Annotated in this window: 11 protein-coding genes and 3 tRNA genes; 8 read left to right on the top strand and 6 right to left on the bottom strand. The window is 66.3% G+C overall.

Translation table 11 applies throughout. From position 1 onward, the window contains the following. Positions 1-7 precede the first annotated feature (7 nt). Both ACQ5SA_RS08715 and ACQ5SA_RS08710 read left to right on the top strand, forming a co-directional pair. A tRNA-Leu gene (locus ACQ5SA_RS08715) sits at positions 8-92 on the top strand. Between the two features lie 160 nt (positions 93-252). Beyond that, a tRNA-Leu gene (locus ACQ5SA_RS08710) sits at positions 253-339 on the top strand. 60 nt (positions 340-399) lie between these two features. Here the strand turns inward: ACQ5SA_RS08710 and ACQ5SA_RS08705 are convergent. Continuing rightward, positions 400-1,146: a sulfite exporter TauE/SafE family protein gene (locus tag ACQ5SA_RS08705; protein WP_089239894.1), complete on the bottom strand. Its 747-nt coding sequence runs from the start codon at positions 1,144-1,146 to the stop codon at positions 400-402. A 99-nt stretch (positions 1,147-1,245) separates the two neighbouring features. Between ACQ5SA_RS08705 and ACQ5SA_RS08700 the strand changes: the two genes are divergently transcribed. The 3 genes from ACQ5SA_RS08700 to ACQ5SA_RS08690 all read left to right on the top strand — a co-directional run bounded on the left by ACQ5SA_RS08700 (position 1,246) and on the right by ACQ5SA_RS08690 (position 3,180). After that, positions 1,246-2,157: a LysR family transcriptional regulator gene (locus tag ACQ5SA_RS08700; protein WP_499313988.1), complete on the top strand. Its 912-nt coding sequence runs from the start codon at positions 1,246-1,248 to the stop codon at positions 2,155-2,157. A gap of 50 nt (positions 2,158-2,207) precedes the next feature. Continuing rightward, positions 2,208-2,294: transfer RNA gene (locus tag ACQ5SA_RS08695), tRNA-Leu, on the top strand. 124 nt (positions 2,295-2,418) lie between these two features. After that, positions 2,419-3,180, top strand: coding sequence for a hypothetical protein (locus ACQ5SA_RS08690; RefSeq protein WP_499313987.1), 762 nt, complete (start codon positions 2,419-2,421; stop codon positions 3,178-3,180). Between the two features lie 79 nt (positions 3,181-3,259). Here the strand turns inward: ACQ5SA_RS08690 and emrB are convergent, their stop codons facing one another. From emrB to emrR, 4 genes are read right to left on the bottom strand one after another with little or no spacing between them, the layout of a single operon-like run. Beyond that, a complete protein-coding gene (emrB, locus tag ACQ5SA_RS08685; RefSeq protein WP_108267849.1) occupies positions 3,260-4,846 on the bottom strand; it encodes a multidrug efflux MFS transporter permease subunit EmrB in 1,587 nt (528 codons plus the stop codon). A gap of 8 nt (positions 4,847-4,854) precedes the next feature. Next, positions 4,855-6,033, bottom strand: coding sequence for a multidrug efflux MFS transporter periplasmic adaptor subunit EmrA (emrA, locus tag ACQ5SA_RS08680; RefSeq protein WP_089239888.1), 1,179 nt, complete (start codon positions 6,031-6,033; stop codon positions 4,855-4,857). An 11-nt stretch (positions 6,034-6,044) separates the two neighbouring features. Further along, positions 6,045-7,538 carry a multidrug efflux transporter outer membrane subunit EmrC gene (gene emrC, locus ACQ5SA_RS08675; protein WP_499313986.1) on the bottom strand — a complete coding sequence of 498 codons (1,494 nt, stop codon included), beginning with the start codon at positions 7,536-7,538 and terminating at the stop codon, positions 6,045-6,047. Beyond that, positions 7,535-7,978: a multidrug efflux system transcriptional regulator EmrR gene (emrR, locus tag ACQ5SA_RS08670; RefSeq protein ID WP_025877626.1), complete on the bottom strand. Its 444-nt coding sequence runs from the start codon at positions 7,976-7,978 to the stop codon at positions 7,535-7,537. Before emrR ends, emrC begins: the two co-directional genes overlap by 4 nt. Before the next feature lie 145 nt (positions 7,979-8,123). On the opposite strand from emrR, the gene ACQ5SA_RS08665 reads away from it, so the two are divergent. Together ACQ5SA_RS08665 and parC are read left to right on the top strand one after the other, a co-directional pair. Then, positions 8,124-9,032: an AraC family transcriptional regulator gene (locus ACQ5SA_RS08665; RefSeq protein ID WP_499313985.1), complete on the top strand. Its 909-nt coding sequence runs from the start codon at positions 8,124-8,126 to the stop codon at positions 9,030-9,032. Between the two features lie 59 nt (positions 9,033-9,091). Continuing rightward, positions 9,092-11,335, top strand: coding sequence for a DNA topoisomerase IV subunit A (gene parC, locus ACQ5SA_RS08660; RefSeq protein WP_499313984.1), 2,244 nt, complete (start codon positions 9,092-9,094; stop codon positions 11,333-11,335). A gap of 404 nt (positions 11,336-11,739) precedes the next feature. On the opposite strand, the gene bfr is transcribed toward parC, so the two are convergent. Continuing rightward, positions 11,740-12,228 (bottom strand): bacterioferritin, encoded by a 489-nt coding sequence (bfr, locus tag ACQ5SA_RS08655; RefSeq protein ID WP_025877631.1) that lies wholly within the window; start codon positions 12,226-12,228, stop codon positions 11,740-11,742. A 125-nt stretch (positions 12,229-12,353) separates the two neighbouring features. Between bfr and ACQ5SA_RS08650 the strand changes: the two genes are divergently transcribed. Further along, entirely contained in the window at positions 12,354-14,684 is a 2,331-nt protein-coding gene (locus tag ACQ5SA_RS08650) for a penicillin acylase family protein (RefSeq protein ID WP_499313983.1), read from the top strand. Positions 14,685-14,800 lie beyond the last annotated feature (116 nt).

Genomic DNA, 14,800 nt, shown 5'->3' with positions numbered 1-14,800 from the left:
CTGGAACGCCCAGATGGCGGAATTGGTAGACGCACTAGTTTCAGGTACTAGCGGGTAAAACCGTGGAGGTTCGAGTCCTCTTCTGGGCACCAACGAAAAAACTCCTCGCTTCGGCGGGGATTTTTTTTGCCTGTAATCCGGATGCGGCACCCCATCCACGCATGGCGTGGATATGCAGGGCGCGACCGGCGCGGGAGTTTCACAAGGGTGTTGACACCTCCATCACGGCACCGCATAATTCTCCTCCTCGACGCCCAGGTGGCGGAATTGGTAGACGCACTAGCTTCAGGTGCTAGCGGGGGCAACTTCGTGGAGGTTCGAGTCCTCTCCTGGGCACCATGTCGAGAATGAAAAACACCCGCGAAAGCGGGTTTTTTCTTGTCTGGCGTCCGGCCAGCATCACCACCACGAACGCAGCACCAGCTCCAGGCCCAGCAGCAACAGGAAGCCGAGGAAGCACGCACGGAATACCCGCGCACTGATGCGCTGGCGGATCACCTGCCCCAGCCACATGCCGGCCAGCGACGGCACCACTGCCAACGCGCTCAGGCCGAGCTGCTGCACGCCGAACGCGCCATGCAGCACCAGGCCTGTGGTCAGCGAAATCGTGGACACCGTGAATGCAAGGCCCAGCGCCTGCACCAGCTCGTCGCGCTGCAATCCCAACGACTGCAGGTAGGGCACCGCCGGCATCACGAACACGCCAGTTGCGCCGGTCACCACACCGGACATCGCGCCCACCAGAGGTCCCAGCCAGCGCTCGCGCCGAGCCGGCACCCGCAACACCGGCGCCAGCAACGCGTACCCGGCGTAGACCACCAGCGCCACGCCCAACGCGGCACGCGAGACATCACGATCCACCCGCACCAGCAGCGCGGCGGCGCCGAGGGTGGCGATCACCACCGCCAGCATCATCGGCCACAGTCGCCGCACGATCTGCCCCACCGAAGGCCCGGACAGCAACTGCCAGGCATTGGTGACGAAGGTGGGAATGAACAGCATCGAGGCCGCCGCGACCGGCGACAGTGCACCACCCAGCAGCCCCATCGCCACGGTCGGCAGGCCCATGCCGGTCACGCCCTTGACCACGCCGGCCAGCAGGAACACCACCACCAGCAACGCGTAGAAGTAGATCGTTTCGTTCATTACCTCATTGGAGCCGCCAGCACTTCAGCGCACAATGCGGCATTCCCGCCCTACCCTTCGGCTGCTCCGAAGGCAACGGCCACGATGCGAGGTCATGACATGCGCCTGGACATTGCCGATCTGCGCCTGTTCCTGGCAGTAGTCGAAGCCGGCAGCATCACCGCCGGCGCCGTAGAAGCGAATCTGGCATTGGGATCGGCCAGCGAACGCCTGCGCGCGATCGAAACCGACGCCGGCACCGCGCTGCTGACCCGGCACCCGCGCGGCGTCAGCCTGACCGAAGCCGGCGCCGCACTGGCCCATCACGCGCGCCTGATCCTGCAGCAGCAGGCACAGTTGCGCGGCGAACTGCAGGCCTTCGCCCACGGCGCACGCGGCACCCTGCACCTGTATGCCAACACCGCGGCATTGACCAACTATCTGCCCGCGCGACTGGCCCCATGGCTGGCCGAACGCCCTCGCCTGCGCGTCGAACTGCACGAACGCACCAGCAATGAAGTCGTGCGTGCGATCCGTGCTGGTCAGGCAGAGGCCGGCATCATCAGTGACGCCGTCCCCGCCGACGGACTGCGCCGCCATGTGGTTGCGGAAGACCCGCTGATGATGCTGCTGCCGGCTGGCCATCGCTTCGCCGCGCGACGCTCGCTCGACTTCAGCGATGTGCTGGGTGAGACCTTCGTCGCGCTGGCCGACGGCAATGCACTGCAGACCTATATCGAAGAACTGGCAGCAGAGGCCGGACGCATGCTCGACGTCCGCATCCGCATGAAGACCTTTGAAGGCCTGTGCACGATGGTGGGCCATGGCATCGGCGTGGGCATCGCGCCACGCACGATCGCACGGCAACACCGACGGGCCACCGGCATCGTCGCCGTTGCACTCGGCAACGCATGGGCGCAACGCCGACTGTGCGCCGCGTTTGCCGACTGGACATCGCTCTCGCCGCCGATGCGCAGCCTGCTGCTGCATCTGGATGTGGACGCGGGAATGGATGCAGAAAAAAATGTGTGAAATGGTGTTGACACATATCCAACCTTCCTGCAAAATTCTCCTCCTGAGTCGCCCAGGTGGCGGAATTGGTAGACGCACTAGCTTCAGGTGCTAGCGGGGGCAACTTCGTGGAGGTTCGAGTCCTCTCCTGGGCACCATGACTCAGACAATGATCAAACCCGCGCAAGCGGGTTTTTTCATTTCCGGGGTTGGATGATGTGTGACGCTAAAGAGCGCCTCCTGTGAGCCGATGTCAGGATCAAGGCCGCAGCGATCACACTCATGGAAGAATCACAAAAACTGGATATAGCTACACTCTACCCCCTTGTAAAAAGGCTTGACGCGGAATACGTGAGAGAAGTCAAATCGCGTCGACCTGAGCCAGCCAGCGATGTCATCCTCAAGGCCCTGTTGCTCGCCATGGGCGTACTCGCCTCAGCGGTTGTGGCCGCGATAGGCACCAAGCAACTGCTAGGACCAGATGATGCGACGTTCTGGCACCCCATCGGGCAAGGATTGCTCATCTTTCTGTCAGGGCTCGCTGCGTGCTGGGCCGCAGGATTTCTTTTCGACATTTTCAGTTCCGCGCTCAGGTCTCATCGCAACTACCTGAGGGACATCGACAGCGGACTCGCTCGCGATGACGAAATCGCCATCAGGCTGAGATTCGGAATCCAGCAAATCGCCGCTAGTGAAGCCGGACAATCAAGTCGGTCGTCACCGGGCTCTACGGCCCGCATGGTGAGTCGACTCCGCACTCTGGTCCTCCATCTCAATTCGGAGACCAAGATCCGGATCACCCGCGCGAACACGGGCGCGCTGCTTGGCGCGTTGGCCGGCTTTGCGATCACCACATCCGACACGTTGCAGAAATTCTGGGGTGTAAAGGTCCCCATGGAAGTGCCCAGCTATACGCTTTCACTTGCGATTGGAGTGATGTTGGGAGCGCTGCTGCAAACACGCTTCGCAGCCAAACTCTCACGTCTGGCCGAGTTGCTTGAGCGCGTCGCGGATATGGAAACCAGCGCCAATCCAAACCCCTGAAGAACCACCCCGCCCTACGCCGTACAAACAAAAACCCCGCCTTCCGGCGGGGTTTCTGCGTTTCAACAACAACGATCGATCAATGCCCGCCACCGGCGGCGGCACCCGCACCTGCACCGAATGGCGGCTTGGCCAGCCACAGGAACGAGATGATCGCCAGGAAGATCCAGCCCAGCAGGAAGAAGATGTCGTTGAAGCCCATCTGTGATGCCTGGTGGTTGATCATGTTGTTCAGCACCGCCGCACCATGCTGCAGGTCGCCCTGCCCCATCGCCGCTACCTGGTCCTGCATGCCCGGCTGATATACCGAGATGTGTTCGGTCAGGTCTGCGTGATGCACCTGCGTGCGACGCGCCCACAGCCAGGTGGTCAGCGACGCGGCGAAGCTGCCGCCCAGCGTGCGCAGGAATGTGGCCAGGCCCGAGCCGGCCGCGATCTCACGACCATCCAGGTCCGACAGCAGGATCTGCAGCACCGGCATGAAGAACAACGCCACGCCGATGCCCATGATCAGCTGTACGCCGGCCACATGATTGAAGTCCACCTGCAGGTTGAAACCCGAACGCAGGAAGCTGGTCATCGACAGCACCACGAACGCGATCGTGGCCAGCATGCGCATGTCGAAGCGCGATGCGTACTTGCCCACGAACGGGGTCATGATCACCGGCAGGATGCCGATCGGTGCGGTCGCCAGGCCTGCCCATATCGCGGTGTAACCCATGTCGCGCTGCAGCCACTGCGGAATCAGCAGGGCCACGCTGAAGAACGCGGCGTAGGCCACCACCATCGCCAGCGTGCCGGCGCGGAAGTTGCGGTGCCGGAACAGCTTCAGGTCGACGATCGGGTCCTTGTCGGTCAGTTCCCAGATCAGGAACACGGTCAGCGCCACCACGGCCACGCAGGCCAGCACCACGATCTTCATCGACGAGAACCAGTCCTCGTCGTTGCCCAGGTCGAGTACCAGCTGCAAGGCGCCCACGCCGATCACCAGGGTGACCAGGCCGACGTAGTCCATCTTCGGCTTTTCGACCTGCTCCGGGCGGCCCTTCAACTGATTACCGACCACCAGCGCTGCGAAGATGCCCAGCGGCACGTTGATCAGGAAGATCCATTCCCAACTGTAGTTGTCGGTGATCCAGCCACCGAGGATCGGCCCACAGATCGGCGCCACCACGGTGATCATCGCCAGCAGCGCCAGCGCCTGTCCGCGCTTTTCTCTTGGATAGATCGAGACCAGCAGCGACTGGGTAATCGGGTACATCGGGCCGGCGACGAAGCCCTGCAGCGCGCGCGACAGCACCAGCATGCCCATGCTCTGGGCCAGACCGCACAGCAGCGAGGTGATCACGAAGGCCAGCGTGGCCCACACGAACAGCTTGCGCTCGCCGAAGCGACGGCTGAGCCAGCCGGTCAACGGCAGTGCGATCGCGGTGCTGACCGCGAACGAGGTGATGACCCACGTTGCCTGCTGCGAACTGGCGCCAAGATTACCGGCGATGGTCGGCAACGAGACGTTGGCGATGGTGGTGTCGAGCACCTGCATGAACGAGGCCATCGCCAGGCCCACGGTGCACAGGGCCACACTGGGTGGCAGGAAGCCGGCGGCCGCACCCGGCGCCGCCGGTGCGCCCGGAGACCCGGGCGCAGCTGGAGCTTGTGCGGACATGGCCGGCCTCAGCTCGCCTTGCCCTGCTGCGGCAGGTTGCCCTGGATGATCGTGTGGATCACCTCATCGGCATCGTGCAACTGCTTGGCGTACACGTCGGTGTCGAACACCGTGCCCTTGGCGGCCGCGCTCGGCAGCACTTCGCCCTTCTGGTCGCGCAGGCTCACTTCGGCCTTCATCGACAGGCCGATGCGCAGCGGGTGTTCGGCCAGCTGCTTGGCATCGATGGCGATGCGCACCGGCACGCGCTGCACGATCTTGATCCAGTTGCCGCTGGCGTTCTGCGCCGGCAACAGCGAGAACGCCGAACCGGTGCCCAGGCCCAGGCTGTCGATGCGGCCCTTGTACTTGACGTCGCCGGCATACAGGTCCGACTTCAGCTCCACTTCCTGGCCCAGGCGCATGTGGCGTAGCTGGGTTTCCTTGAAGTTGGCTTCAACCCACATCTGCTCGGTCGGCACCACCGCCATCAGCGCATTGCCCGGCTGCACGCGCTGGCCAACCTGCACCGAACGACGGGCAACATAGCCGGTGACCGGGGCGACGATGCCCGAACGCGCATTGTTGAGGAAGGCCTGGCGCAGCTGCGCGGCGGCAGCCTGCACATCCGGCTGGGTGGCGATCACGGTGTCATCGACCAGCGCACGGTTGCGCTCGACGGTCTCGCGCGAACCGGCCACGGCCGCTTCGGCAGCCGCCAGCTCATCGCCTGCATGGGCCAGCTCTTCGTTGGAAATGGCGCCGGTGGCGGCCAGGCCCTTGCGGCGTGCGAAGTCGTCGCGCACGCGCTTCAAGGTCACCTGACGTGCGTTCAGATCTGCCTGCGCACCTTCGACGCTGCGGTACAGGCCGCGGGTCTGGCGCACGGTCTTGGCCAGGTTGGCTTCAGCCTGCTGCAGGGCGACCGACGTGTCCGCCGGGTCCAGCTGCACCAGCAGCTGGCCGCGCTCCACGCGCATGCCGTCATCGGCGTTGATGGCGACCACGGTACCGGCCACCAGCGGGGTGATCTGCACCTGGTTGCCCTGCACGTAGGCGTCGTCGGTCTCTTCGAACCAACGGCCAAACATGAAGTACCACAGCGCCAGTGCCGCCAGCAGCAGCACGACGATCACGAACAGGCCGCGCAGCAGTTTGCCGCGACGGTTGGGGGCGGCGGGGGCCGCAGTGTCTTGGGTCTGGCTCATGGCAGGCGTCTTCAGGAATGCGAGGAATCGGAATGGGAAGCAAGCGGTGCGGCATCAGCATCACTGGGCTGGAAACCACCGCCGAGCGCCTTGCTCAGGCGCACCGAGGTCTGCAGCTGCTGCGACTGCAGGCCGGCCAGCTGCTGCTGCGATTGCAGCAGGGTGGACTGCGCGGTCAGCACGTCCAGGTAGCTGCCGATGCCGGCGCGATAGCGCTGCTGGGCCAGGTCGAATGCAGCGCGTGCGGTATCCACCGCCTGCTGCTGCGACTGTGCCTGCTGCGCCAGCGAGCGCACCGCGTTGACCTGGTCGGCGACGTCGCGCAGTGCATCGAGCACCGCCTGGTTGTAGTTCGCTACGGCCAGGTCGTACTGCGCATCGGTGTTGGCCAGGTTGGCGCGCAGCTTGCCGCCTTCGAAGATCGGCAGGCTCAGCGCCGGACCGATGTAAGCGAAGCTGGAGCTGCTCTGCAGCAGGTCGCCGACATTGGGTGCGACCACGCCGGCCAGTGCGGTCAGGTTGAGGCTCGGGTAGAACTTGGTCTTGGCGACCTTGATCTGCTTGTCCGCCGCTTCCACCCGCCAGCGCGCGGCGACGATGTCGGGGCGACGGCCGAGCAATTCGCTGGGCACCACGCCCGGCAGCTGCAGGGCCAACGGGTTCATCGTGCGCGGGCGTTCGATCGACAGGCCCCGGTCCGGGCCCTTGCCGACCAGCGCGGCCAACGCAGTGCGTCCCGCGTCGATGCGCTGCTGCGCCGCCAGCAACTGCTGCTGTGCGGCCGGCACACGGGCTTCGGCCTGGCGCACCTGCAGGTCGCTGTCGATGCCGGCGCTGCGACGCTGACGGGTCAGTTCCAGCGACTTCTGCGAGCGCGCCAGTTCTTCTTCGGCCACGTCATTGAGCTGCCAGGCGTAGGCCAGATCGGTATAAGCCTGGGCGATGCCGGTGGACAGGTTCAGGCGTGCGGCCTGGGCCTCGACGGTAGCGGCATGGGCGCCGTCCACGGCGGCTTCCCAGGCGGCGCGCTTGCCGCCCCACAGGTCGACGCCATAGCTGAAATCGAAGGCGACCTGGCTGCTGCCGGCGTAGTGACCACCGATTTCATCGCCGGCCATCGATTCGGGCAGGCGCAGGCCGGTGTAGCCACCGGACACGGAGAGGCTGGGCAGGCGATCGGCGCGTGCGGTGCCGACCTGTGACTGTGCCTGGCGCAGGCGGGCGTCGGCGGCGTCCAGGCTCGGATGGCCGGCCAGGCCTTCGGCGATCAGCGCATCCAGCTGCGCATCGCCCAGTGCCTTCCACCAGTCCTGGGCGGGAAAACCGGCGGCGCTCAGATCGCTGTCGGCCAGGGTGCGTTCGCTGTGCAGGCTGTCCACATCGAGCACGTGGCCCTGCGGGTTCAGGCCGCGGCTGCTGGCGCAGGCGGCCAGGGCCAGGGCCAGCGCTGAAACCAGCAGCGCGCGCCCGGACCGGCGGAGAGTGGGATACGGGATCGGGTTCATGGGGTCGTCAAGGAATCGCGGATTCGGGTCAGGAGGGACAGCAGCTGCGTGCGTTCGTCGGCGGACAGATCGCGCAGGGCGTAATCCATCACTGCGTCGCCGCGCAGCTTCAACCGCGCCCAGAGCGCGCGGCCTTCATCGGTCAATACGATCTGCAGCGCACGCCGGTCCTGGGCATGCGGCTCGCGGCGCACGCAACCGAGCGCTTCCAGCTTGTCCAGCAGGCGGGTGACCGCGCTGGGCACCTGGTCGATGGCCTGGGCCAGCTCGTTGGCCGTGCACGGCGCCATGTTCGAGAGCACCTTCAGCCCGATGTAGTGGGTGAAGCCGATGCCGAGGTCTTCCTCGGCCATGGACGCATCGAGCTGGCGGACCAGGCCGTCGCGCACCTGGCGCAGCAGCAGGCCGAAGCTGGGGGGAGTGGTTGCAGGACAGATCATGGGGGAGCATTCTCTTCCAAAAAAAATATTTCTCAATGGAAATATTCGATCTGGCATCAAATGCTGTGTTGCAGCAGTGGGCTGGATCAGGTGAAGGCGCCACCTTAATGGCGCTCCCAACTGGCCCGGTAGTACAATCCAGCCAATGAATGTCACATTCAAGCCACCCCTAGCCCACGTGAAGGCGGGCGAACCCGGACCTGCCACCCTGCTGCGTGAAGAAGCCCTGGACTGGTTCGAGCGCAATGACGGGCCGCCGGTCATCGCCTTCCGCTTCGACAGCCCGCAGGGACTGGCCCGCGAAGTGGACTGGCATCACCACGTCCGCGCGCAGCTGATCTGCGTCGAACGCGGCCTGCTGACCACACGCACCTCGCATGGCACCTGGTCGCTGGCGCCAGGCTCGGCAGGCTGGATGCCACCGGCCGAACCGCATACGGTCCACATCGATGGCCCCCTGCGCGGCTGGGGCATGGTGCTGGCCGCACCGCTGTGCGCCGAATTGCCTGCCGACCCGTGCGTGCTGGGCATCTCGCGGCTGGCGCAGGCGGTGGCCGAACGCATCTGCGACTGGCCGCAGGACTACGAAAGCACCGCCGAGCGGCAGCACATCATCAACGTGCTGCTGGACGAGATCCGCACCGCGCCGCGCCAGCGCATGCACCTGCCGATGCCACGCGACCGGCGCCTGCTGAAGATCGCCTCACAGCTGCTGGCCGACCCGGCCGACGAGCGCGGCCTGGCGCAGTGGGCGCATTGGGCCGGCCTGTCGCCGCGCAGCCTGACCCGCCATTTCCGCGACGAGACAACGCTGAGCTTCGCCCAATGGCGCCAGCAGGCGCGGCTGGCCGAGGCGCTGCGGCAGCTCAGCGAGGGCCGCAGCGTGGCCGATATCGCCCACGCGCTGGGCTTCAGCAGCGCCAGCGCCTTCGTCACCGTGTTCCGGCGACACTTCGGGCTACCGCCCGGACGCTACCTGGCACGGGCCGGCCACGGCCTGGAACCGGGCCTGGATCCTGCACGCGGCTTGGCATCCCCCGCCGCATCCGGATAATCACTGGATTGAGAGCGGCGACCGCCGTCACCGCCTCCCGACATAGGTAACAACGCCGCATGACCGATCTTGCCCGCCCCGTGTTCCACGGTTTCGAACAACTGCCGCTGCGCGAATACGCCGAACGCGCCTACCTCGACTACTCGATGTACGTGGTCCTGGATCGCGCCCTGCCGTTCCTCGGCGACGGCCTGAAGCCCGTGCAGCGCCGCATCATCTATGCGATGAGCGAGCTGGGCCTGAATGCCGCGTCCAAGCCGAAGAAGTCCGCGCGTACCGTCGGTGACGTCATCGGTAAGTACCATCCGCATGGCGACAGCGCGTGCTACGAAGCGCTGGTGCTGATGGCGCAGCCGTTCTCGTACCGTTATCCGCTGATCGAAGGCCAGGGCAACTTCGGTTCCAGCGACGACCCGAAGTCGTTCGCGGCGATGCGTTACACCGAATCCAAGCTGACCCCGATCGCCGAAGTGCTGCTGGGCGAACTGGGCCAGGGCACCACCGACTGGGCACCGAACTTCGACGGCACCCTGCAGGAACCGACTTGGATGCCGGCACGCCTGCCGCATCTGCTGCTGAACGGCACCACCGGCATCGCCGTGGGCATGGCCACCGATGTGCCGCCGCACAACCTCAATGAGATCGTCAGCGCGCTGCTGCACCTGCTGGACGATCCGGATGCCAGCGTGCGCGACCTGTGCGAGCACGTGAAGGGCCCGGACTACCCGTCCAACGCCGAGATCATCACCCCGGCCAACGACCTGCGGAACATGTACGAGACCGGCAACGGCAGCGTGCGTGCGCGTGCGACCTACATCAAGGAAGCGCACAACGTGGTGGTCACCGCGTTGCCGTTCCAGGTGTCGCCATCGAAGGTGATCGAGCAGATCGCCGCGCAGATGCGTGCGAAGAAGCTGCCGTGGCTGGAAGACGTGCGCGATGAATCCGACCACGCCAACCCGGTGCGCGTGGTACTGGTGCCGCGTTCGAACCGCGTCGACGCCGAGCAGCTGATGGGCCATCTGTTCGCCACCACGGACATGGAGCGCAGCTACCGCGTCAACCTCAACGTGATCGGGCTGGACGGCCGTCCGCAGGTGAAGAACCTGAAGACGCTGCTGAGCGAATGGCTGGCGTTCCGCAGCAGCACCGTCACCCGCCGCCTGCAGCACCGCCTGCAGAAGGTCGAGCGTCGCCTGCACCTGTTGGAAGGCCTGCTGGTGGCGTTCCTCAACCTGGACGAGGTGATCCACATCATCCGTACCGAGGACGAACCGAAGGCGGCGCTGATCGCGCGCTTCGGCCTGTCCGAAGACCAGGCCGAGTACATCCTGGAAACCAAGCTGAAGCAGCTGGCCCGCCTGGAAGAGATGAAGATCCGTGGCGAGCAGGACGAGCTGGCCAAGGAACGCGACAAGATCATGGCCATCCTCGACAGCAAGACCAAGCTGAAGAAGTTGATCCGCGACGAACTGCAGGCCGATGCCAAGAAGTTCGGTGACGAGCGCCGTTCGCCGCTGGTGCAGCGCCAGGCGGCGCAGGCCATCGACGAGACCGAACTGGTACCGAGCGAGCCGATGACGGTGGTGATGTCCGAGAAGGGCTGGATCCGCGCCGCCAAGGGCCACGACATCGACGCCTCGACCCTGTCCTACCGCGATGGCGACGCCCTGCAGGGCGCGGTGCGTGCACGCAGCACCCAGCAGGTCGCGTTCCTGGACAGCGAAGGCCGCGCCTACTCCACGCCGGTGCATACCCTGCCCTCGGCACGCGGCAACGGTGAACCGCTGACCGGCCGCTTCTCGCCGGCCGCCGGCACCAGCTTCGTGACCCTGGCCAGCGCCGAACCGGATACCCGCTTCGTGCTGGCCTCGACCCACGGCTATGGTTTCGTCACCCGCTTCGAGAACCTGATCGGCCGCAACAAGGCCGGCAAGGCGATGCTGAACCTGTCGGCGGGCTCGTCGGTGCTGTCGCCGTCGGTGGTGGCCAACGTCGGCACCGACCGCATCGTCGCGGTGACCAGCTCGGGCAACCTGCTGGCGATCGCCGCCAGCGACCTGCCGGAACTGGACAAGGGCAAGGGCAACAAGATCATCGAGATCCCCAAGGCCAAGCTCGCCACCGAACGCGTGGTGGCGATCGTGGCGATCAGCCCGGGGCAGACCCTGCAGGTGCGCAGTGGCCAGCGCACGATGGGCCTGAAGTTCAACGAGCTTGAGCCCTACCTGGGCGCCCGTGCCACCCGTGGCCACCTGCTGCCGCGTGGCTGGCAGAAGGTGGAAGGGCTGTCGGTCGAATGAGGCGCGGGGTCGGATCCCTTTCCAGCGGAAAGGGCTCCGACCCCATGCACCGCCTCTGGTAGATGCCAACCTTGGTTGGCACGCCACACCCGATGGGGTCAGAGCCGTTTTCTTCGAAAACGGATCCGACCCCGGACGTCAGACACAAAAAAGCCGGGGCATTCCCCGGCTTTTTTGTTTGTCGGCTGGCGGGCGGTGGAGCAGCTGGCTGGCGAAGGCTGGCTGGCGGTGCTCCGGTGCTGGCGGGCGACGGGACGTTGTGCTTCTGCGAAATGCAGCCAAGCATGGCTTGGCTCTACTTCAGGTACAGCAGCCGACCAGCGGTCGGCTCTACCGGAAAGCAGCCGAGCATGGCTCGGCTCTACATCAAGCGGCACCGGGCATCGCCCGGCCCCACCTCCGGATCAGTGCGCCGGGGCGCCGCTGCCGTCGATCTTGCTCAGCTGGTACAGCTCCAAACCGATGCGCTTGATCAGGCCCAACTGCTGCTCCAGCCACCAGGCGTGGTCTTCCTCGGTGTCCTTCAACTGCGCCAGCAGCATGTCGCGGCTCACGTAGTCGCCCTTCTCCTCGCACAGCTTCATGCCGGCGGCGAGGTTGTTGCGAACGGCGTATTCGGTGTCCAGGTCCTTGCGCAGCATTTCCTCCACGGTCTTGCCCGGCTCGGTGGCATGCGGGCGCATGTCCGGGTCGCCGCCCAGGAACAGGATCCGGCGCAGCAGCGCGTCGGCGTGCTGGGTCTCCTCTTCCATCTCGTGGTTCAGGCGTTCGTACAGCGCGAACAGGCCCTGGTCCTCGTAGCGGCGGGAGTGGATGAAGTACTGGTCGCGGGCGGCGAGTTCGCCGCGCAGCAGTTCCTTCAGGCAGGCGATGACGTCCGGGTTGCCTTTCATGGGGGGAGCTCCTGTGAATCGATGGCGCCCATGGTGCCCCATCTGCAGATACGGTGATCTAATCGGAATCAGTCGCAGTTGCGCCTGCGGCTACAATCGGCCTACATGCTCGGGAAGGACCTGCAATGCGTCGTACGTGGCGGTGGATTCTGGGTGTGTTGGTCGCGATCGTGCTGCTCGCGGTGCTGGTCCTGTGGTTGCTGCTGCGCGGCAGCCTTGCCGAGCTGGACGGCGAGCGCCCTTTGCCCGGGCTGGCCGGCAAGGTCACCATGGAGCGCGATGCGCTGGGGGTGGTCACCATCACTGCCGGCAACAAGGCCGATGCGCTGCGGGCACTCGGCCGTATTCATGCGCAGGAACGTTATTTCGAAATGGACCTGATGCGGCGCAGTGCCGCAGGTGAACTGTCCGCCCTGTTCGGGGCGAAGGCGATCGAGGCCGACAAACGCATGCGCGTACACCGCCTGCGCGCGCGCACCGAGGCCCATCTGCAGGATGCGCTGGGCAGCGACCCTGCGGCCGTGCGTGCCTATGTGGACGGGGTCAACCAGGGTCTGGGCAGTCTGGCGGTGCGGCCATGGGCCTACCTGCTGCTGCGGCAGGCGCCGCAACCGTGGCAGGCCAGCGACAGCGTGCTGGCAGGCCTGGCCATGTATGCCGACCTGCAGGACCCCAGCAACCAGTCGGAACTGGCCCTGCAGCGCATCCGCGCGGTGGTGCCGCCGGCCCTGTACGCCCTGCTGGCGCATGACGGCAGCGAGTGGGACGCGCCGCTGGCTGGCGCTCCCCGCGGCAACGCCAGCCTGCCCGACGCCAGCCAGCTGGACCTGCACACGCTGAAGGCCGCAACTGGCGCAGCTGCCGAAGATGCCGACGCGGTCGGCAGCAACAATTTCGCCGTTGCCGGCGCACTGACCGCCGATGGCCGTGCGATCGTCGCCGACGACATGCACCTGGGCCTGCGCGCGCCAAGCCTGTGGTTCCGTGTGCGCCTGCGCTACCCCGATCCGCAGGCCGCAGGTGGCCAGGTCGACGTCAGCGGCTTCTCGCTGCCGGGCGTGCCGGCGGTGATTGTCGGCAGCAACGGCCACGTGGCCTGGGGCTTCACCAACAGCTACATCGACACCGCCGACTTCCGCAGCGAACCCGCCGACGCTGCGGTGACCGTGCATGAGGAGCGGATCGTCGTGGCCGGTGGTACCGACGTGCAATTCCCGGTACGCGAGACCGCGTGGGGACCGATCCTGCACACCCACGCCGATGGCAGCGGCGACGCCCTGCGCTGGGTCGCGCAGTTGCCGGGCGCGGTGCGCATGGACTTCGCCGACATGGCACGCGCCGCCGATCTGGACCAGGCCCTGCAGATTGCCGACCACGCTGGCATTCCAGCGCAGAATCTGCTCATCGGCGACCGCAGTGGGCGCATCGCGTGGCGCTTGATCGGCGCGCGACCTGACCGTGGCCGGGACTGCGCACCACTGGGCTTCAATGACAATCATGGCAACCAGGACTGCGCGCCCTGGCCGATCCGCAGCGACGCCGCGCCGAGCCTGATCGATCCTGCTGCGCATCGGCTGTGGACCGCCAACAGCCGCGTGGTGGACCAGGCGACCCTGGCCACCGTCGGCAATGGCGGCTACGACCTCGGCGCACGCGGCCGGCAGATCCGCGATCTGCTGGCCACGCAGGAGCGCTTCGACGAACACGACCTGCTGGCAATCCAGCTGGACGACCGCGCAGTGTTCCTGCAGCGCTGGTGGGTGCTGCTGCACGAGGTGGTCGGGCACAGCGACGATCCGGCCCTGAAGCGATTGGGCACAGTCAGCAGCCATTGGGACGGTCGCGCCGCGATCGATTCGGTCAGCTACCGGGTCGTGCGCGAGTTCCGTACACAGGTGCTCGACACGCTGACCGATGCGCTGCTGGCACCGGCCCGGGCGCAGCTGGGCGAGGACTTCCTGGCACCGCGCCTGGCGCAGCTGGAAGGCGTCGCCTGGCCGATGCTGGAACAGCGCCCCGCCAACCTGCTGCCACCCGCGTACACCAGCTGGGATGCGCTGCTGGCCGATGCTGCACGTCACACCGAAGCGGAGCTGTCCAAGCAGGGGCCGCTGGCGCACCGCAGCTGGGGCGAGCGCAATACCGCAGCGATCTGCCATCCGGTGGCGCGCGCCCTGCCTGCCTTCGCCAGTCGCTGGTTGTGCATGCCGGCCGATCCCCTACCCGGCGACCGTGACATGCCGCGTGTACAGACACCGGCCTTCGGTGCCTCGCAGCGGATGGTGGTCTCGCCCGGCCACGAGGCCGACGGCATCGTGCACATGCCGGGTGGACAGAGCGGCCACCCGCTATCGCCTTACTGGGGCGCGGGACATGAGGATTGGGTGCATGGTCGCCCCACCCCGTTCCTGCCCGGCAAGGCAGAGCACACGATGACGCTGGTGCCGGTGAAGTAGCGCCCGACAGTGACCGCATGATGCCCGCCCCGTGTGCGTGGCTGCCGGCCAGCGGCCGGCACTACTACGCCATCCGGCTGCGGGGATGGCCCCGTGGAGCCGCCGAGCGCGACGGG

It is taken from the genome of Stenotrophomonas indicatrix, assembly GCF_050573115.1.
Lineage (GTDB): Bacteria > Pseudomonadota > Gammaproteobacteria > Xanthomonadales > Xanthomonadaceae > Stenotrophomonas > Stenotrophomonas lactitubi_A.
The sequence above is the reverse complement of the archived record's forward strand: the minus strand, read 5'-3'. Positions and strand labels throughout refer to the sequence as shown.